The 18,393-nt window shown below is 70.9% G+C and carries 14 protein-coding genes; 7 read left to right on the top strand and 7 right to left on the bottom strand.

The features are described from left to right. The first annotated feature begins 30 nt into the window (after positions 1 to 30). Positions 31 to 693 carry a response regulator gene (locus AL072_RS21820; RefSeq protein ID WP_045584293.1) on the top strand — a complete coding sequence of 221 codons (663 nt, stop codon included), beginning with the start codon at positions 31 to 33 and terminating at the stop codon, positions 691 to 693. Then, entirely contained in the window at positions 690 to 2,102 is a 1,413-nt protein-coding gene (locus AL072_RS21815) for an ATP-binding protein (RefSeq protein ID WP_045584292.1), read from the top strand. Before AL072_RS21820 ends, AL072_RS21815 begins: the two co-directional genes overlap by 4 nt. Here the strand turns inward: AL072_RS21815 and AL072_RS36410 are convergent. The 6 genes from AL072_RS36410 to AL072_RS21790 are packed head-to-tail and all read right to left on the bottom strand — an operon-like array spanning position 2,067 to position 8,657. Further along, positions 2,067 to 3,311: an HAD-IC family P-type ATPase gene (locus AL072_RS36410; protein WP_045584291.1), complete on the bottom strand. Its 1,245-nt coding sequence runs from the start codon at positions 3,309 to 3,311 to the stop codon at positions 2,067 to 2,069. The genes AL072_RS21815 and AL072_RS36410 overlap by 36 nt on opposite strands. Then, positions 3,194 to 4,168, bottom strand: a complete 975-nt coding sequence (locus AL072_RS36405) for a cation transporter (RefSeq protein WP_158511089.1) — start codon at positions 4,166 to 4,168, stop codon at positions 3,194 to 3,196. The genes AL072_RS36410 and AL072_RS36405 overlap by 118 nt, the downstream gene beginning before the upstream one ends. A gap of 5 nt (positions 4,169 to 4,173) precedes the next feature. Then, positions 4,174 to 5,259 (bottom strand): c-type cytochrome, encoded by a 1,086-nt coding sequence (locus AL072_RS21805; protein WP_052710250.1) that lies wholly within the window; start codon positions 5,257 to 5,259, stop codon positions 4,174 to 4,176. Next, positions 5,249 to 6,502 carry a c-type cytochrome gene (locus tag AL072_RS33665; RefSeq protein ID WP_082109192.1) on the bottom strand — a complete coding sequence of 418 codons (1,254 nt, stop codon included), beginning with the start codon at positions 6,500 to 6,502 and terminating at the stop codon, positions 5,249 to 5,251. Before AL072_RS33665 ends, AL072_RS21805 begins: the two co-directional genes overlap by 11 nt. Continuing rightward, positions 6,499 to 7,119 carry a cbb3-type cytochrome c oxidase subunit II gene (locus tag AL072_RS21795; RefSeq protein ID WP_045584290.1) on the bottom strand — a complete coding sequence of 207 codons (621 nt, stop codon included), beginning with the start codon at positions 7,117 to 7,119 and terminating at the stop codon, positions 6,499 to 6,501. Before AL072_RS21795 ends, AL072_RS33665 begins: the two co-directional genes overlap by 4 nt. Next, the gene (locus AL072_RS21790; RefSeq protein WP_045584289.1) at positions 7,116 to 8,657 is read right to left on the bottom strand and encodes a cbb3-type cytochrome c oxidase subunit I; all 1,542 of its coding nucleotides are present in this window, start codon (positions 8,655 to 8,657) and stop codon (positions 7,116 to 7,118) included. The genes AL072_RS21795 and AL072_RS21790 overlap by 4 nt, the downstream gene beginning before the upstream one ends. A gap of 322 nt (positions 8,658 to 8,979) precedes the next feature. On the opposite strand from AL072_RS21790, the gene AL072_RS21785 reads away from it, so the two are divergent. The 3 genes from AL072_RS21785 to AL072_RS21775 all read left to right on the top strand — a co-directional run bounded on the left by AL072_RS21785 (position 8,980) and on the right by AL072_RS21775 (position 12,369). Beyond that, a complete protein-coding gene (locus AL072_RS21785; RefSeq protein WP_045584288.1) occupies positions 8,980 to 9,342 on the top strand; it encodes a hypothetical protein in 363 nt (120 codons plus the stop codon). Between the two features lie 135 nt (positions 9,343 to 9,477). Beyond that, entirely contained in the window at positions 9,478 to 10,143 is a 666-nt protein-coding gene (locus tag AL072_RS21780) for a DsbA family protein (protein WP_045584287.1), read from the top strand. 54 nt (positions 10,144 to 10,197) lie between these two features. After that, positions 10,198 to 12,369 (top strand): protein-disulfide reductase DsbD family protein, encoded by a 2,172-nt coding sequence (locus tag AL072_RS21775; protein WP_045584286.1) that lies wholly within the window; start codon positions 10,198 to 10,200, stop codon positions 12,367 to 12,369. An 85-nt stretch (positions 12,370 to 12,454) separates the two neighbouring features. Here the strand turns inward: AL072_RS21775 and AL072_RS21770 are convergent, their stop codons facing one another. Continuing rightward, a complete protein-coding gene (locus AL072_RS21770; RefSeq protein ID WP_245636916.1) occupies positions 12,455 to 15,535 on the bottom strand; it encodes a PAS domain S-box protein in 3,081 nt (1,026 codons plus the stop codon). A gap of 250 nt (positions 15,536 to 15,785) precedes the next feature. On the opposite strand from AL072_RS21770, the gene AL072_RS21765 reads away from it, so the two are divergent. Then, complete coding sequence (locus tag AL072_RS21765) at positions 15,786 to 17,762, top strand: ATP-binding response regulator (RefSeq protein WP_082109188.1); 1,977 nt, start codon at positions 15,786 to 15,788, stop codon at positions 17,760 to 17,762. 144 nt (positions 17,763 to 17,906) lie between these two features. After that, a complete protein-coding gene (locus tag AL072_RS21760) occupies positions 17,907 to 18,374 on the top strand; it encodes a glycine-rich domain-containing protein (RefSeq protein ID WP_144428333.1) in 468 nt (155 codons plus the stop codon). Positions 18,375 to 18,393: the final 19 nt, after the last annotated feature.

The following is an 18,393-nucleotide window of genomic DNA, read 5'->3' as shown; positions in this document are numbered from 1 at the left end:
GTCCCACCAGTTGCCGGAAGCACCACAACCATGCGAATCCTGATCGTGGAGGACGACGACATGCTGCGCGACGGTCTGTCCGTCGGATTGCGGATTGCCGGCTTCTCCACCGAGGCGGTGAGCAACTGCACCGATGCCGGACACGCGCTGGGGCTCGGAGGCTTCGAGGCCGCGGTGTTCGACGTCATGCTGCCCGATGGATCGGGCATGGACCTGCTGCGCGATCTGCGGGCGCGAGGCTCCGACTTGCCCGTCCTGCTCCTGACCGCGCGCGACAGCCTGGGCGACCGGGTCTACGGCCTGGATGCCGGGGCGGACGATCATCTCGGCAAACCGTTCGAACTTGACGAGTTGGCGGCACGGCTGCGGGCGCTGCTGAGACGTGCGAGGGGCCGGGCGGAAAATCTGCTGGAATGGAACGGGCTGCGGCTGGATCCGGCGCGGATGCGCGGCCTGATGAACGGGTGCGAATTGGGGTTCTCCAGGAACGAATTCACCATTCTGCTGGCCCTGATGGAACGGCCGGGCGCCATCCTGGCCAAATCCGTCCTCGAAGAGCGGCTCTATGGCTGGCAGGAGGATGTGGAAAGCAACACGATCGAGGTCCATGTCCACAAGCTGCGCGCCAAGCTGGGGGCCCGCTACATCGAGACGGTGCGCGGCGCGGGCTATCGGCTGGCGGCCGGGGCATGATGTCGATCCGCAAGCGCCTGTTCGTCATTCTGCTGGCTGCCATCGGAACCATCTGGCTCGCCGCCGTACTCTGGATCCAGACCTGGACCCGCGACGACGTCGAGCATGTGCTCGACCGTCGCTTGCAGGAATCGGCCCATATGGTCGCCTCGCTGATCGGGCAGGCCGGCGTCACGGCGGCGACCGCGGCCGAACAGGTGGACAGCGCCCCGGCCTTGCCCGGTGCCGGACGCCACGATTACGCCCGGCAGATGTCCTGTCAGGTCTGGGGGCTGGACGGACGGCTGATCGGCGGGTCCAAGGGCGCGCCGGACGGCCGCCTGGCGGACGATGACGAGGGGTTCAGCGAGAAGGCGGTCGGCAGCGAGGTGTGGCGGGTCTACAGCCTGGTCGACCGCGGCCTGGGCATCCGCGTGATGGTGGGGGACACGCGCACCATGCGCGACCGGCTGGTCAGCGGCGTGACGCTGGGCCTGCTGCCGCCGGCCCTGCTCGTCCTGCCCTTCATCGCCTTCCTGATCTGGTGGGCGGTGGGGGCTGGGCTGGCCCCGCTGGACCGCATGGCGGAAACTCTGGCCCGGCGGACGGCGAACGACCTCGGCGCGCTCGACGAAGAAACGGCGCCGAAGGAGCTTCGCCCGATGATCGCGGCGCTGAACGGCCTGTTCCGGCGGGTCGATCTGGCGCGCGAGCGCGAGCGCAGCTTCACCGCCTTCGCCGCCCATGAACTGAAGACGCCGCTGGCCGGGCTGAAGACGCAGGCGCAGATCGCCGTCATCGCCCCGGACGAACCGACCCGCCGCCGGGCGCTGACCCAACTTGCCGGAGGGGTGGACCGGACCGACCGGATGGTCCGCCAGCTTCTGGACATGACGGCGGTGGAAAACGCGCCGGATCCGGCGGGCAGCACGCCGATACCGGGTGGCCGCGTCCTGACCGAGGTCGCCGACGACCTGTCGGCGCTGGCGGTATCGCGCGGGGTGGCGCTGCGCATCGATCCGGGCGATTGCCGATGGGCCACGCCCGGCGGCACCCTGCTGGCATCGGCGCTGCGCAACCTGATCGAAAACGCCATCGCCGCCTCTCCGCCCGGCGCCGCGGTGGACGCCGTCCTGCACTGCGAGGACGGCCGGGCGGTCTTCCGCATCGCCGACCGCGGACCCGGCATTTCCGAACGCGACCGGCCGCATGTGACCGAGCGCTTCTATCGCGGAGCCGGCAGCCGGGAGGCCGGAAGCGGACTGGGTCTCGCCATCGTCGCGGCGGCGATGGACCGCATGCGGGGCACCCTGCGCCTGTTGCCCCGCGACGGCGGCGGCGAACTGGCGGAGCTGGTTCTGCCCGCCACCGCTTCCGGTGCCGGCAAGACGCTCTCAGCCGTCCATCCCGCTCCGGACGAAGGCGCCTGACGGGGACCGGTGCCCAGTTTCGTGTCCGGTTTCCCCGGCGGGTTCCGGGGACGGGGCGGTTCCGATGCGCGCGCTGTTGGCGATGACCGACAGCGAACTGGCGACCATCGCCAGCGCCGCTCCCACCGGTTCCAGCAGGCCCAGAAGGGCCGCCGGAACGATCATCGCGTTGTAGGCCAGCGCCAACCCAAGATTGAGCCGGACCACCGAACGGAACCGCCGCGACAGGTCGATGGCGGCGACGACCCGGTGCAATCCGCCCTCGGTCACCACCACGCCGGCCGTCTGGGCCGCCGCCGAATGCGCCCCGGCAACCGAAATCCCGCAATCCGCCACCGCCAGCGCCGGACCATCGTTGACTCCGTCACCGACGAAGACCACCGGGCCGGCCAAGCCGCCCAGCAGCCCCGCCTTGCCGGAAGGGGAGCAGCCGGCGGTGACGGCGCCGTCGTCCAGCCCGATCCGCCGCGCCAGCGCCAGCGCGGCATCGCGTCCGTCGCCGGTGGCGATGCGCGGCGTCAGGCCGCGTCTGCGCAGCGCGGCGATCACGTCACCCGCCTCGCCGGCCGGCGTGTCGCTCAGCGCGATGGCGCCGGCCGGGTCGCCGTCGACCGTCACCGCCAGCCAGCTCCGCCCGTCGCCGCGGACCGGGCCGGCCCCGATCCTGATGCGGCGCCCGTCCGCGGCGGTCGCCTCCGCACCCCGTGCATGCCGCTGCCCGCCGGTCCCCGCATCTCCGCCATGGGCGGCGACGATCGCCCGCGCGATGGGATGCGCGATGCCGGTTTCCGCGCGGGCGGCCAATGCCAGCAATTCCGCCCCGCCGACGCCGGGGACCGGATCGAGCGCCGTCACCCGCAGGTCCCCGGCGGTCAGGGTGCCGGTCTTGTCGAAGACGATGGACCTTGCCGATGCGAGTGCCGCGAAGGCATCCAGGTCGCGCAGCCCCAGCCCCAGCCCGGCCGCCACCCGCGCCGCGCGCATCCGGGCGAGCGGCAGGGCAATGGACAGGGCGCAGGGGCACACCGCCACCAGCACCGTCAGGCCGCGCAGCAGAGCCTCGCCGGCATCGGCGCCCCCGGCCACCGCGATCAGCCCGGCATTGAGGCCGAGCGCCGGAATCGCCAGGGAAAGCCCGCCGGCCCAGCGGTCCGCGGGGGATCGTGCGATCCCGCGTCGCGCGACCTCCAGGGCGATGGCACCGCCCATCCGGTCGATCTCGCGTTCGCCGAAGGTGCGATCGACCCGCAGGCACAGGCGCTGCCCGAGGTGACCACCCCGTCCATGCTCACCGCGTCCCCGGCATCGACGGCCACGATGTCGCCGGGTTCCACCATGGAGCACGGCACCCGCACCCAGCCGCCGTTCTCCGGCATCGGCATCGATGTCGGTGCCGGCACCAGCGCGGTTTCCGGGGCAGCCGCCTCCATCGCCGTCAAGGCGTCCAGCGCGCCGCGGCGGGTGACGGCATCGACCAGACGCCCCAGCAGCAGCAGGGTGACCAGCATGGTCGCCGTGTCGAACCACACCCGCGACGATCCCTGGACCAACGCCCCCGCGGATACCGCCATCGCGGCCACAGCGCCGACAGCGACCAGCAGGTCCATGCCCGGTGCCCGCAGCCGCACCGACCGCCATGCCATCCACAGGAACCCCGCCCCTGCCCAGAATACCACCGGCAAGGCGAACAGTCCGGACGCCAGCGCCAGCCACCACGCGACCGATGCCGGCAGATCCGCCGCATAGATCGCGACCGCCGGCGCCATCGACCACATGCCGGCCACCACCGCGACGGCGAGGCGGATGCCGAGGCGGCGGATCTCGGCCCCCAGGGCGGCCGACATCTCCTCCGGCCGGTGGCGGGCGATCATGTCGTATCCGGCCGACCGCGTCGCCGCCCGCAGATCGTCCGGCGACAGCCGGCTCTCGTCCCAGTCGATCAGCGCCGAGGCCGTGAGATGATGGACCCCGACCGACCGGACGCCGGGCAGCGTCCGCAGGCGGCGTTCCAGACCGTGCGCACAGCCGGCGCAGGCCAGTCCGCCGATCCCGAACAGGCGTCGCACCGGCTTCAGCCTCCGTTCGGTGCCGTGGCGGGGGCGGCGGCGGGAAGGGCGGGGGCACCGGCCGGATGGGCCGGCGGCGGCGTGCCGATCCCGCGCAGCGTCCCGTCCACCGTCTTGCCGTAGAAGCTCGCCCCGCCATGCCAGCGCCTGGCCGCCTCCTCCACCGTCATGCCGGCCTTCTGGCGCGGATCCTTGGGCCGCTCCTGGCTGTCGATGAAGGCGGCGACGTCCCAGGCCTCCCGATCGGACAGCCGGCCCGGCTGCGACAGCGGCATGTTGTGCTTGATGAAGGCGGCGGCGGTGTCGATCCGCGCCATGCCCGCCCCCCAATTGTAGCTGTCCGGTCCCCACAGCGGCGGGAAGACGATGCGCCCGTTGATGTCCGTGCGCCCCTGGCCGTCGGCTCCATGGCAGACGGCGCAGTTCTCGGCGAAGACCGCGGCGCCGCGCCCGGGGTCGTAGCCGCCGTCGGCCTTCTCCACCTTGCCGAAGCCGCCTCCCTGCATCTTGCCGTTGGTCGGCGCCCCGGTCGCCAGCCAGAAGAAATAGGCCTCCAGATCGCGATAGATGTCGTGACCGTGGGGCGGAGGCCCGCCGGACACCGAATGCTGCGCATTCATCGAATACGTGAAGCAGCCCATCACCCGGTCTTCCATGGTGTTGATCTGCTTGTTCTTCGAGCGGTACATGGGATAGCTCGTCCAGGCCGCCCACATCGGCGCGGAATAGGGGTGCCGGCCGGCGTCGAGGTGGCAGTTCGAGCAGGACAGGCCGTTGCCGACGAATTGCCCGGCATTGGTCGGGGTATTGGTGAATATCTCCCGGCCACGGGCGACCGCTTCGCCGAAGGGCCCCTCGGGCAGCCGGTCGGCCGGCGGCGGCCGGAAGAATGTCACCGGCCGGGCTGCGGCTTCGGTCCCGCGCCCGCTGATCCAGCCCGGCACCAGCCCGGCCTCCAGCAGCAGGGCGCCGAACGCCGCCAGCGCCAGCCCCCCGCCCAGCGCGTAGATCACCTGTTTCGCGACGCGCCCGCGATTGGGCGATGCGGGGCCGGCATGCTGCGGGCCGGCGTTTTGCGGCTCACTGGCCATTGGTCGGAACTCCCTGGGCGGTGACGGTGGCAACCGCCGGCACGGCGGCGAGCGAGGCGAGATAGTCGGCGATTGCCCGGCGGTCGGCGTCCGGCAGTGCCGCCGAAATCCGGTCCATCAGGCCGAGCCGGGCAGTGCCGCGCGTGCCCCCGGCCCAGGCCGCGAGCTGTCCGGCGACATAGGCCGGGTGCTGGGCGGCCAGCGCCGGAAAATCGGGCGCGACGCCGAAGCCCGACGGGCCGTGACAGGAGAAGCAGGCTGGAATGTCCTTGCGCCAGTCGCCGCGCAGCGCGATCTCCTCCCCGCGCGCAAGGTCGCCGCCCAGCGCCGGGGCGGCGTTCGACGGCACCCGCAGGCCGGCGTAATAGGTGCTCAGACCGGCGATCTCGCCATCGCTCAGCCCCGAGGCCACCACCCGCATGTTCTCGCCGGCACGATGACCGCCGCGGAAATCGGCCAACTGGCGGGCGATGTAGGAGGCAGGCAGGCCGGCCAGCCGCGGCGTGGAGCCGGTCCCCTGCCCCAGATCGCCATGGCAGCTCGCGCAGGCCCACACCTGCCCCCGGCCTTGGAAGATCAGGCCCGACACCGCCGCATCGACGGACGGCGAGGATGCCGGCACGGCGGCCCGCTGGTCCGGCAGGCCGGCGACGGCCCCGGCCAGTTCGGCCCCCCCTGCCCAGCTTTGCCGCCCGTCCGCAGCCTTGCGCAGCACCGCCACGTCGGCCGCCGCCAGCGGTGCGGCCGTCCCATCCGGACGGCCGCCGAAACGTTCGGCGACATGGGTGGCGAGCATGGCGATGCGTTCGTCGTCCAGGAATGCGAAACGCGGCATGTGGCCGTCATAGTCGGACCCGGCGACGCGGATCGGACCGTCGATGCCGCGCAGCAGGATGCGGGCGACCGTCTCCGGCCCGGAAGCCGGGAATTCCGACCCGGCCAGCGGCGGCACGGCAAGGCGCACGCCGGCCCCGTTCGCCTGATGGCAGGTGGCGCAGTTGGCGGCGAACAGCGCCGCTCCGGGCGACGGCGCATCCGTCGGCCGCACCGCCTCGGCCGCGGCCTGCACCTTTTCCGCACGGGCGACCGTTTCGCTGCCGGCGCCGTGGAACAGCGTGCCGGTTCCCCAGATGCCGAGCGCGACCGCCACCCAGATCACCGGAAGCGGAACGCGCCGATGCATCTCCCACGGTTCGAAATGCTCGGCCGTGCGCTGCCGCAAGCCCTTGTCCTTCACGGTCATCGGCCGCCCTCCGCCTTGGCATAGCCTTCGTCGCGCAGCGCGTCCGGCGGAACCGGATAGCTGCGGTCGAGCGACAGCAGATAGGCCACCAGGTCGACGGCCTCGGGCTTCGCCACCACCACGCCCGAAGGCGGGGCGTAGCCGGGGGGAAGGCGCACCACCGTGTCGCCGTTCTCCGCCCGGTCCTTCACCTCGAACACGAAGGGGTAGGACGGCATGATCGACCAGCCGAAGATGGCGCGCGGCTGGAAAAGGTGGGTCAGGTGCCAGGACTGCGACGGCAGGCGCACGCCCACATTCAGCAGGTCGGGGCCGGTGCGCATGGTGCCGAGCAGGTGCGGCCGATCATAGGCGTAGTCGCCGGCGACGGACGGCCGCCCCCATCCCCGCTGGCCGTCCGGCCCCTGGTCGGGGGAGCGCGGCTGTTGGCTGTGGCAATAGACGCAGCCGAGACCGACATACTGGTCGCGCCCGCGCAACTCCTGGGCGGTGTAGGGCTTCAGCCCGGCGGGGGCCGGATGCGCGGCCATCTGCATGCCCGGCGCGATCACCAGCATCAGCGTGGCGAAGGCGAGGATGCCGAGCGCCAGGATCGAAAGCGGAAGATAGCGGTTCATTCGGCGGCCACCGGAGTGACGGCATCGGCGCGGCGCGGCAGCGCGATGCCGATGACGTTGATCGCGAACAGGAGATGGCCCAGCGTCATCAGCGCACCGCCGACCGACCGGGCCTCCAGATAGGGTTTGGTCAGGATCACGCTGTCGGAGAACGGGCGCGTGGCGTCGAGCATGGCCAGCCCCTGCAGGATCCCGCCCACCGAAAGCGAGACGAAATAGATGGCGAAGCCGGCTGCCACCAGCCAGAAATGCGCACGGATCAGGCCGGGATGGGCGAAGTCGCGCCCGGTCAGCCGCGGCAGGATGTGATAGGCGGCGCCGAACATCACCAGCGTCACGAAGGCGTAGGCGCCGAGATGGGCGTGCCCGACGGTGTATTGGGTGAAATGCGTGATGGTGTTGACCGACCGCAACGCCTCCACCGACCCTTGGAAGGAGGCCAGCGTGTAGGACACCGCCCCGAACACGATGAAGCGCAGCGGCAGCGATTCCCTCAACGCCCACAGGTTGCGGGCCACCGTCACATGCTGGTTGATGGCGACGGCGATCACGGGAATGAACATCATCACCGAATGCACCACCGACAGCGTGACCAGCCATGTGGGGATCGGCCCGCCGATCAGATGATGGATGCCGACCTGGCTGTAGAACAGCGCCAGCCCCCAGAAGCCCAGCAGCGAAACCGAATAGGAGAAGATCGGCTTTCCAATGATCTTCGGGATGAGGTAATAGGCGGTCCCGACCCCCAGCGGCGTCAGCCAGAGCCCGAGGACATTGTGCGCGAACCACCAGTTGGTCGTCGCCTCCTCCGTCCCGTAATGGATGCCGGGAAGATTGGCGACGACGAACAGAACCGGGAACCACACCATCGCCGCCAGGAAATACCAGCCGGTCACGTAGATGTGATGCACGGTTCGCGCCCGCGCGGTCTTCACCAGGGGCACGACGAAGAACACGCCGGCCAGCGCCAGCAGGCCGTCGATCTGCCACGGGATCTCCAGCCATTCCTCGCCGTCGGTCCAGCCGGAGGCGATGGCGGCGGCTCCGGCGGCGACCGCGACATTCCAAAGCGCCGCCCCGATCAGCGGAAGGCGCGGCGACCGCAGCGGGGTATGGAAGATGCGCGGCAGGATCCACATCATCGCCGCCACGCCGGCCTGCGACAGCCAGCCATAGGCGACGAGATTGAGGTGCAGCGTCCGCATCCGCCCGAAGGTCAGCGGCGCATAGTGCGTCAGCCAGTCCGGCCAGTGGAGCTTCAGCGATGCACCCAGCCCGAACAGCGACCCGACGATCAGCCAGACGATGGCCCCGCCCAGCAGCACGGCCACCGGCCGGGCGGAAATCCGGTCGATTCCGGTCGTATCGTAGAGGTGCGTTCCATCCAGGTCGGGATGTCCCTCCTCCCCCGGTTGGAACATGGTGGCGGCGGCACCGCCGTCCAGCGTGATCTGCCGCGTGGCGATGGCCCAGATGAGGAAGGCCAGCGCCAGAAGCGAGACGACGAAGGAGAGGGCCAGCAGGAGCCCGATCGTCAATGGCAAAGCGCGGATCTCCCGTACAGAACGAATGGCGCGCCGCCGTTCGGGACGGCGCCGACGCGCGGCCGATGGTTCGATCGGCGAAATGGTTGGACGGCTCATTTTCCCGCCGAAGCTTAAATGGACCTTAAGGTGCCATCCCCGCCACGCAGGTCCCCCCTTCGGCGGCGCCGGCCCGGGCCGGGTTGCGGCGGCGCCCGGAACCGGATTAGCCTGACGCCCGGAACCATGGACGATTGCCATCCGGGTGGTGGCAATCGGGGCGGTGGCAATCCGGACGGCGGAATTGCGGGGTGGCCGATTGGCGCGTGCGGCGAACATGCTTGGAAGGCTGACGGCCGGTCTGCTCGTGCTGGCCGGCCTGCTGATTCTTGCCTCCGGCACGCTCCCGCCTGACAGGAATGGCGGGACCGGCGCCCTGTCGATGCACAGCCTCGATCATCGGTCCGTCGCGCAGGGCGAACGCCCCTGCGAAGGCCACTCCGAACGGGGGAGCGCAGCGGGCGGCGCGGTCCGCTGCCAGGCGACGCCCTGCCTACCTGCCTGCGGCGCCCTGCCCGCGGCAGCGGGGTCGCCCGTCCCCTCCGTCGACGACGCCGGCCGCCATGCCCGTGCCATCGACGAACCTCTGCGCGGACTTTCCACCATCCCCGACCTGCCGCCGCCGCGCCCGGCGGTCTGATACCGGCCGGCGGCACCGGTCATCGACCTGCGCGGCCGGACGCGGCGCCCGCGTCGGCCCGCGCCCCGCCATTGCCGGCTTTCGCTCCCGCGCATGCGGTTTCGCACATCCCCGACCACGGAGAAGCGCGTCATCATGACCTCTCGCTTTCCCAGACCTTCACGCCTTCGCGCCCTGCTGGCTTCGGCCGTCCTGCTCATGGCCGGCGTCGTCGCGCACGCCCAGCCGGCGGCGGCTGCGACCGCCGTCGCGGACCTCGGCCCCGACGATCTCGCGCGGGGGCCGAGCGCCGTCGTGGCTGCCAACCGCGACGGCGACGTCGTGCTGATCGAGTATTTCGATTATCAATGCCCGGTCTGCCGCCGGATCCACCCCTTCGTCAAGCAGCTTGCCGCCGAGGACAAGGGCGTCCGCGTGATCCACAAGCATTGGCCGGTGTTCGGCGCCGCATCGGTCTACGCCGCACGGATGGCGCTGGCCGCGCGCTGGCAGGACAGGTACGAAGCGGTGCACGATGCCCTGATGGACATCCATGGCCGGCTGGACGAAGAGAAAATCCGCAAGGCGGCTGCCGGTGCCGGCCTCGATCTGGCACGCGCCGAGCGCGACCTGAAGGACCGCGGGACCGAGATCGGCGCGATCCTCGACGACGGTTCGGCGCAGGCGGAAGCCCTCGATCTGCGTGGCACGCCGGCCTTCGTCATCGGCGACTATCTGGTGCCCGGCGGTCTCGATCTGAAGACGATGCGGACCATGGTCGCCAAGGTCCGGGCCAAACGGAGTCCCGGAGGCCCGGGATGAACGCTCCCCTGCCCTTCGGCACCGACCGGCCCGATGCCATCGATGGATGAAGACATGATCCCGATTCTGAATGGATGCCGCCGGCCGGCAGCGTTTGCGAGGGCGATTGCGGGGGTGGGCTTCGTCGCGGCCCTTGCCGTTCTGGCGACGCCGGGAGCCGCCGCGGCTGCCACCGGACCGGTGTCCGGCGATGCGACCTCGGACGCGCGGCTGGTCTCCGCGGTCGACGCCGCCGGAGACCGGACGACCGTTCCCGCCGGCCTGCAACTCCAGCTGAAGGTCGGCTGGAAGACCTATTGGCGTTCGCCCGGGGATGCCGGCCTGCCGCCACGGATGGACTGGAGCGGGTCCGCCAACGTGAAATCGGTCGCGGTTCGCTGGCCGGTGCCGCATCGCTTCTCCACCCTCGGCATCGAAACCCTGGGCTACAAGGGCGACATCGTCCTTCCGCTGACCGTCACGGTCGAACGGCCGGGCGAGCCGGTGACCCTGCATGGCCGGATCGACCTGCTGGTCTGCAGCGACATTTGCGTTCCCGTCACCCACGACCTGCGGCTCGACCTGCCCGCCGGTCCGGCGGCACCCGATGCGGACGCGGCGACCCTGATCGGCCGCTTCGACGCACAGGTTCCCCGCCTTCGGGGCGTGGGCGAGGCCGGGGCCGGCGGTCTGACGGTCGACGGGGTCGCGGCCGATCCGGTGCAGGGGACGCTGACCCTGCGCCTGTCGTCGTCCGCCCTGCCCCTCACCGCACCGGAGGCCTATGTAGAAGGCGGCGACGGGACGTTCGGCACCCCCGATGTCGCGCTTGAGGATGGCGGACGGGCGGCGGTCCTGACGATCCCGGTCGCAAGCGCTCCCGGCTCCGCCCCCCTCGCCGGCAAGCCGCTGACCATCACAGCGGTGGATCGCACGGCCGGGGGCGGCACCCGCGCGGTGGAGACCGCGCTCACCGTCACGGCGGCGGCACCGGACGGCGGGCTTGCGGACCTCGTACCGATGCTGGCCGTTGCTCTGCTGGGCGGGCTGATCCTCAACCTGATGCCCTGCGTCCTGCCGGTGCTGTCGCTGAAGCTGATGACCGTCATCGGCCAGCAGGGGCTGGAACGGCGGCGGGTTCGCCATGGCTTCCTCGCCACGGCGGCCGGCGCCATCGCCGCCATGCTGGTGCTGGGCGGCATGCTTGCCGCAACCCGGATGGCAGGCGGCCTGGTCGGCTGGGGCATGCAGTTCCAGCAACCCGTCTTCATCGCGGCCATGGCGGCGCTGCTGCTGGTCTTCGCCGCCAACCTGGCCGGGGCGTTCGAATTCCGTCTGCCGTCCGCTGCGATGTCCGTGCTGGGCCAAGCCGGTGGAAACGGGCCGGCCGGCCATTTCGCCATGGGCGCTTTCGCCACGCTGCTGGCGACGCCCTGCTCGGCACCGTTTCTCGGCACCGCGGTCGGCTTCGCGCTCGCGCGCGGCCCTCTTGAAATCCTGGCGGTGTTCGGCGCCCTCGGCATCGGGCTTGCCGCCCCCTACCTGATGGTGGCGGCCCTGCCCGGCACGATCCGGCTGCTGCCGCGGCCCGGACGGTGGATGGGCGTGCTGCGCCGCCTGCTCGCGGTGGCGCTGGGTGGGACGGCTGTCTGGCTGCTGACGGTTCTCGCCGCCCAGACTTCCATGGCGGTCGCCGGGATCGTCGCGGCGACCGCCATGGCCGCCGTCGCAGCCCTTGCCGCCGCCTTCGTCGGCTCCCTGCGCGGCGGCGACCGGTCGCGCCGGGCCGCCGGACCGGTGGCGGTCCTGCTGCTGCTGGCTTCCGCCGGCATGCCGTCTCTTCTCTCTCGCACGGCGGAGCCGGGGGAAGCCACCCCGTCCATCTCCCCGTCAGCCCGGTGGCAAAAGTTCGACGAAGCGGACATCGCACCGCTGGTCGCCCAGGGTCGGACGGTCTTCGTCGATGTGACCGCCGATTGGTGCGTCACCTGCATCGTCAACAAGCGCTTGGTGCTCGACCGCGACCCGGTGGCGGGCGCCCTGTCCGACGGCCCTGTCGTCACGATGAAGGCCGACATGACCAGCCCGAACGATGCCATCATGGCCTATCTGGCACAGCATGGCCGGTACGGCATCCCTTACAACATGGTCTACGGCCCCGGCGCGCCCCGAGGCATCGCCCTGCCGGAACTGCTGTCCAGCAATGCCGTCCTGGACGCGCTGGGCCAAGCCGGCGCCGGGAGCTGACCGGGGATGACGTGGACGCGCTCGCCCCTGCCGCCATCGGATACGCTGCATCCGGCAGGGCGGCGCCACGACGACCATGCACCCGTCAGGCGCCGCGATCCTGCAAGGGGCCGGTCATCGCTTCCGCTGCGCGACGGGAGGCGACGCAACGCTGGATCTCCCGCTGCAACAGGGTGCGGTCGATCGGCTTGGGCACATGGCCGTCCATTCCCGCCTCATGGCAACCGGCGATGTCGTCCGGAAAGGCATTGGCGGTCAGCGCCACGATGGCGGTCCGGCCGGCCGGCCCCGGCAACCCGCGGATCGCCCGCGTCGCCTCCAGCCCGTCCATCACCGGCATGTTGAGGTCCATCAGGATCACGTCGAAGGCTTCGCGCCCGACCGCGGCCAGAGCCTGCGCGCCGTCCTCCACCGCCACGACGGCGTGGCCGGCCTGCTTCAGCAGCGTGACCGCCAGCAAGCGGTTCATCTCCACATCCTCGGCCACCAGAATGCGCAGGGAGTCCGCGCGCGGGGAAGCCGGAACGGAACGGTCGGCGGCCGGTACGATGGGGGGATCAGGTTGGGCCGGTGCCGGAACCGGCGGCGGCGGCGGCAAGTCCGCCTGCGTTTGCGCCTGCGCACCCGCCGGCGGACGCAGCCGGTTCAGCCGGTCGCGCAGTTCGGCCGGGGCGTAGGGCTTGGCGATCATGTCGTAGCCGCCCAGCGCCACATCGTCGGCGACCACGGCATGGGCGGCGAAGCCCGACGCGAGCAGCACCGGCAGGCCGGGCCGCAGCCGCCGCGCCTCGCGTGCCAGCTCCGCCCCGGTCATGCCCGGCGGCATCACGATGTCGCTGAACAGCAGGTCGAGCGGCTCGCCGCCGCGCAGCACCACCAAGGCCTCCCCCGCCCCGGACGCGCCGGTCACCCGATGTCCCCAGCTGCGCAGCAGGGCGCAGCCATTCTCCAGGATGTTGTGGTCGTCCTCGACCATCAGGATTGACAGACCGGTCAGACCTTGCACAGCGCCAGCAGGCCGGCCGCTCGCGTCGGCCAGCCGGTCCGGCGGGAAATGGGCGATCGCGGCGGTGCCCTGCCCGACCCGGCTGGTCAGGGCCAACGTGCCGCCATGCAGCTCGACCAGCCGGCGGGTCAGCGGCAGTCCCAGCCCGGCACCCTCGGTCTGGCGGTTCGCCGGGCTGTCGACGCGGGAGTAGGCCTGCAGGACGCGGCCAAGATCCTGTTCGGGGATGCCGACCCCGTTGTCGCGCACCTCCAGCAGCAGGCCGCCGTCCGGCGCCGGTCCGGCGGTCAGCGACACGGCGCCGCCGGACGGGGTGTATTTGACCGCGTTGGACAGCAGGTTCAGCAGGATCTGGCGGATACGGCGCTCGTCGCCGCGCAGATAGCGGGCGGCAGGGTCCACCCGCGCCCCGATGGCGATGCCGGCGCGCGCCGCCCGCGGCGACAGAAGCCGGATGGCGAAGACGGCGGCGGCATCGAGGTCGACCACCTCGTCGTCCAGCACCAGCTGCCCGGCCTCCGCCCGGACATGGTCCAGGATCTCGTTGATCAGCTCCAGCAGATGCTGGCCGCTGTCGCGGATGTTGACGGCGAAGTCGCGGTAGTGGGCGTTGCCGACCGGTCCCTCCGATTCACGCGCGATCAGGTCGGCGAAGCCGATGACGGCGTTCATCGGCGTGCGCAGCTCGTGGCTCAGGCTCGCCAGAAATTCCGTCTTGGTCCGGCTGGCGGCCTCCGCTGCATGGCGGGCGTCCTGAAGCTCGGCCTCCATCATCTTGCGGGCGGTGACGTCGCGCTCGACGATGACATAATCCTGCGGCGCCCCCCAATCGTCGGTGACCAGCCGCACCGCGCCCTCCACCCATACCCAGCGGCCGTCGGCGTGGCGCAGCCGATAGGTCGTCTTCAGGGTCGGATGATCCGGTGTCAGCTGCGCCAGCCCGGCGGCCACCGCGGCGCGGTCGTCGGGATGCATGCGCTCCACCAGCGGGCGGCCGACCAGATCGGCCGGTGCGCAACCAAGGCTGTCGCGCGCCGCCTCCGAACAGAAGCGTCGCACGCCGTCCAGCCCAATGCGGCCAATGATGTCGGTGACGCTGCGCGCCAGCAGGCGGTAGCGTGCCTCGCTGGCGCGGATCGCCCGCTCCGCCTCATGCCGCCGGGTGATGTCGCGGGCGCCGACCGACACCATGACGATGGTGCCGCCGGCGTCGCGGATCGGCACCTGCGACACCTCCCACCAGCGGGTGACGCCATCCCGGCTATGCTGCTCCTCGAACCGGGTGGGAGCGCCGGCATCGATGCAGGATTGCAGGTCGGCCACCACCTTGGCGGCAAGGTCCGGCGACAGCAGCGTGTCGAGCGGCCGCCCTTCCGCCCCCTCCGCAGAGACGCCCAGCGTGCAGCAGGCGGCGGCGTTGGCGCAGTGCAGGACGAAACCGCCGTCCTCGCGGACACGGACGATGACGAGGCTGTCGGCCGAGGTGTCGAACACCGCACGGAACAGTGCCTCGCTCTCGCCGAGCGCATGTTCATCGGCAAAGCGGCGGTGCTCGCGTGCCAGCATGGTCCCCAGCAGACCGATGCCCAGGCTGGTGAAGACGGTCAGCGGCAACGCCGCCACCGCCAGTACCCGCAGGGCGAGAGCCATCTCGGGCAACAGCAGCAGGGCCGCCAGCGTCAGCGGCGCGACGGCAAGCCCGAACAGCGTCAGCTGCCCGAAACCGAGCGCGCCTTTTCCCAGCCCCTGCCGCGGCCCGCCCTTCCGCGCGGCGCGCCGGTCGATCAACCGCGCCAGAAGCCGCGCCAGCAGCGGCGCCGCCAGTGCGGTCAGCAGGATGCCGGCGGCACCGCTCGGCGCGCCCACGCCACCGAGCCACAGCCGCACCGCGCCGGCCAACCCGGCCGAGACCAGCGCCGCCGGCCAGCCGCCGAACAGCCCGGCCAGCCCGACCATCGTGTTGCGCAGGTCGATCAGAACCCCGGCATCGACGGGATAGGCATCCAGCATCGAGATGGCCGCCGCGAGGCCGAACAGCAGGCCGGAGAGAAAGGGGAAGGCGTGGCGCCGGGCGCCGAACCGCCGCAATATGAATCGATAGGCGAGCAGAACCAGCGCCAGCAGCCCGACGCCGTGCGCAAGAGCGATGATGATGGCCATTCCCATTGCTCCGCCCCCCGGCGGGTCACCGGAACCAGATCCCCGATCCTGACTCTTACACAGGCAATCAATCGAGATGAAGACGCGATTCGAAACAGTCATACCGCCTTTTCGTCTCCTGCCATCCTGGCTGCTTCCGCTCCGCCGGACGCCCGCTCCCGGGGACTACGGGGCGGTCGAGTTTTCGCGTCGGGTCGGCTAGGATGTTCCGGCGATTATTCCCGGTCATCATGCTCTCGTAGGCGTCGGTATGCTGTTGAAGGTATTCTCGCGGAGCCTGGTCGCCCGAACGACGGCATCGGCGGTGCTGCTGGTGTCGGTGCTGATCGCCGTGCCCATGGCGGTCCTGATCCAGGCCGATGTCAGCAACACGCGGGCCGAGCTGGCCATCCGGGCGGAGATGGCGACCAGGATCGTCCTGGACGGCGTCTCCAGCGCCCTGTGGGATCTCGATCCTGAGGAGGCGATGGCCGCGCTGACCCCGCTGCGGTCGATCGACAGCTTCGCCGAAGCGGTGATCCTCGGCACCCATGGCGAGCGTTTCGCCACCTACCGCAAGCCGGGGGCGGGGGCGATCGGCGATGCGGCCGCGACCGCCGCCGCCGTGCCGCTGACCCATCAGGACCGCGGCGGTGCCGTCCGCAACATCGGCACGCTGCTGGTCAGGCTCGACACCGCCGCGACCGACGCGGCCATTCGCCATCATGTCCTGGTTCTGACCGGAGTCGGTGCATTCACGCTGCTGCTGGTGGTGCTGGGCGTGGTGTGGGCGACGCGCGGCATGACGCTGCCCATCGCCGGCATGACCCGCGCCATGGCCGATCTGGCCGCCGGCGACGTGACGGTCGACGTGCCGGTGCGCCACCGCGACGACGAGATCGGCCGCATGGCCAAGGCGCTCGGCACCTTCCGGCAGAACGCCATCGACCTGCGCGTCGCCAAGGAACGGGCCGAACAGGCGGTGGCCTCGAAGGCCAAGTTCATGGCCGCCGCCAGCCACGACCTGCGCCAGCCCGCCCAGTCGCTGCTGATGCTGACCGCCATGCTGCGCGCGACCGCGCCGACCCCGGCGGTGGCGGACTCGGCGCGCAAGATCGAACAGGTGGTGATGACCCTGAAGCAGTTGCTGGACGACCTGCTGGAGGTGTCGCGGCTGGATGCCGGCGGCGTCACCGCCAACATGGGCGTCCATGAGATCGCCGATCTGCTCGAAGCGCTGGAGGCGCAGTTCGGCCCGGTGGCGCGCGCCAAGGGCCTGGCTTTCGGCGTGCCGCATTCCCGCGCATCGGTGGTGACCGACCGCGTGCTGCTGCTGCGCCTGCTGGGCAACCTGATCGATAACGCCATCCGCTATACGCCCTCGGGCCAGATCCAGATCGCCTGCCTGGAATCGGGCGGCACCCTGATCGTCGAGGTGCGCGACAGCGGCATCGGCATCCCGGAAGACCGGCTCGACGCCATCTGGGAGGAGTTCCACCAGATCGGCAACCCGGAGCGCAACCGTGACAACGGCATCGGTCTCGGCCTGTCGATCGTCAAGCGGCTGGCCACGGTGCTGGACCATCCGGTGAAGCTGCGCTCGATGCTGGGCAAGGGGTCGGTCTTCTCGGTCATGGTGCCGCTGGCGCCCGATGTTGCAAGCGATGTCACGCCGGGTGTCGCAAGCGATGCCGCAGGCGGTGCAGCCCCCGATGCGGCTGCCGTTGCCGAAACAGTGGTCGCGACGGACACCGGCACCGCATCGCTGACGACATTGGCGGACGCAGCAGCCAACGGCAGCGGGATCACCATCCTGGTGATCGACGACGACAGCTTCGTGCTGTCCGCCATTGCGATGTTCCTGACCACGGCCGGCCATCGCGTCGTCAGCGCCGCCACCGTCGCCCAGGGGCTGCGCGCGGTCGAGGACGACACCGTCCGGCCCGACGCCATCATCGCCGACTATCATCTGTCCGCCACCGAGAACGGCCTCGATTTCATCGCCGAGATTTGGCAGCGGCTGGGCGTGCGCATACCGGCGGTGCTGATTTCGGGCCGCCTGGAAGGCGTGGTGACGCGCCGGGCGGCGGAGATGGGGGTAACGGTCGCCGCCAAGCCGATCCTGCCCGACAGGCTGACGACCCTGGTGGCGGCGATGACCGGCGCACGGCAAGCGGCATCCGGACACGTGCCGCCTGGACAGACGGCAGTGGAGCAGGCCGTTCCGCTTAATACTCCGGCCAAGTAACCAGGGTTCGCCTCTAACCCAGGACTTAGAACCAAAAGTGATCTCACACGGCCACCCGCCCTGTGACACAACATTGGGACATCGCCCAAGAACAGCACAAGCCGCCAAGCCTTGGGTACGGAGGATGCAACCCTGGAGGATTCCATGCGCGGCGCCATTACGACCGATATCACGCGAACCCGCGACATCATCGCCGGTTTCGACTTCGGCTACGTCGTCGAGCGGGCCATCGCCGCGGGGATGCCCCGCGCAGCTTCCGAAGCCGCCCTGCCCCAGTTGAAGGCTTTCCTGCTGGCCTGCGCCGAACATCCCGACCGCGACATCGTTCCGCAGTCCGCCGCCTGCGACGGGCTGTGGCATGAATTCATCGTTGCCGACACCCGTGCCTATTCCCGCTTCTGCGACGCGGTCTACGGTGAGTATCTTCACCACAACGGCGCGACCGTCCCAGCCGAACGCATGGCCGCCGCCCGCGCCGGCGGCACCGGCCTGTTCGCCACCGCCGATTGCCTGCGCGAGGCAGCAGGCGCGGACTGCCTCCGCGAAGCCAAGCCGGCGGACTGCCTGCGCGAGGCGAAGGGCGCCGACTGCCTGCGGGAAGCTCGCTCTTAAGGCGCCGCCGAGAAGGCTC

The organism is Azospirillum thiophilum (assembly GCF_001305595.1).
GTDB lineage: Bacteria > Pseudomonadota > Alphaproteobacteria > Azospirillales > Azospirillaceae > Azospirillum > Azospirillum thiophilum.
This window is presented reverse-complemented; position numbering and strand designations above follow the sequence as displayed.

Bases quoted from the DNA above. Each gene is read 5' to 3' on its own strand.
- AL072_RS21795 (WP_045584290.1), bottom strand. From the start codon at position 7,119: ATGAACCGCTATCTTCCGCTTTCGATCCTGGCGCTCGGCATCCTCGCC.
- AL072_RS21770 (WP_245636916.1), bottom strand. From the start codon at position 15,535: ATGGCCATCATCATCGCTCTTGCGCACGGCGTCGGGCTGCTGGCGCTG.
- AL072_RS21760 (WP_144428333.1), top strand. From the start codon at position 17,907: ATGCGCGGCGCCATTACGACCGATATCACGCGAACCCGCGACATCATC.
- AL072_RS33665 (WP_082109192.1), bottom strand. From the start codon at position 6,502: ATGACCGTGAAGGACAAGGGCTTGCGGCAGCGCACGGCCGAGCATTTC.
- AL072_RS21820 (WP_045584293.1), top strand. From the start codon at position 31: ATGCGAATCCTGATCGTGGAGGACGACGACATGCTGCGCGACGGTCTG.
- AL072_RS21765 (WP_082109188.1), top strand. From the start codon at position 15,786: ATGCTGTTGAAGGTATTCTCGCGGAGCCTGGTCGCCCGAACGACGGCA.
- AL072_RS36410 (WP_045584291.1), bottom strand. From the start codon at position 3,311: ATGGGCGGTGCCATCGCCCTGGAGGTCGCGCGACGCGGGATCGCACGA.
- AL072_RS21780 (WP_045584287.1), top strand. From the start codon at position 9,478: ATGACCTCTCGCTTTCCCAGACCTTCACGCCTTCGCGCCCTGCTGGCT.
- AL072_RS21815 (WP_045584292.1), top strand. From the start codon at position 690: ATGATGTCGATCCGCAAGCGCCTGTTCGTCATTCTGCTGGCTGCCATC.
- AL072_RS21785 (WP_045584288.1), top strand. From the start codon at position 8,980: ATGCTTGGAAGGCTGACGGCCGGTCTGCTCGTGCTGGCCGGCCTGCTG.
- AL072_RS21775 (WP_045584286.1), top strand. From the start codon at position 10,198: ATGATCCCGATTCTGAATGGATGCCGCCGGCCGGCAGCGTTTGCGAGG.
- AL072_RS21805 (WP_052710250.1), bottom strand. From the start codon at position 5,259: ATGGCCAGTGAGCCGCAAAACGCCGGCCCGCAGCATGCCGGCCCCGCA.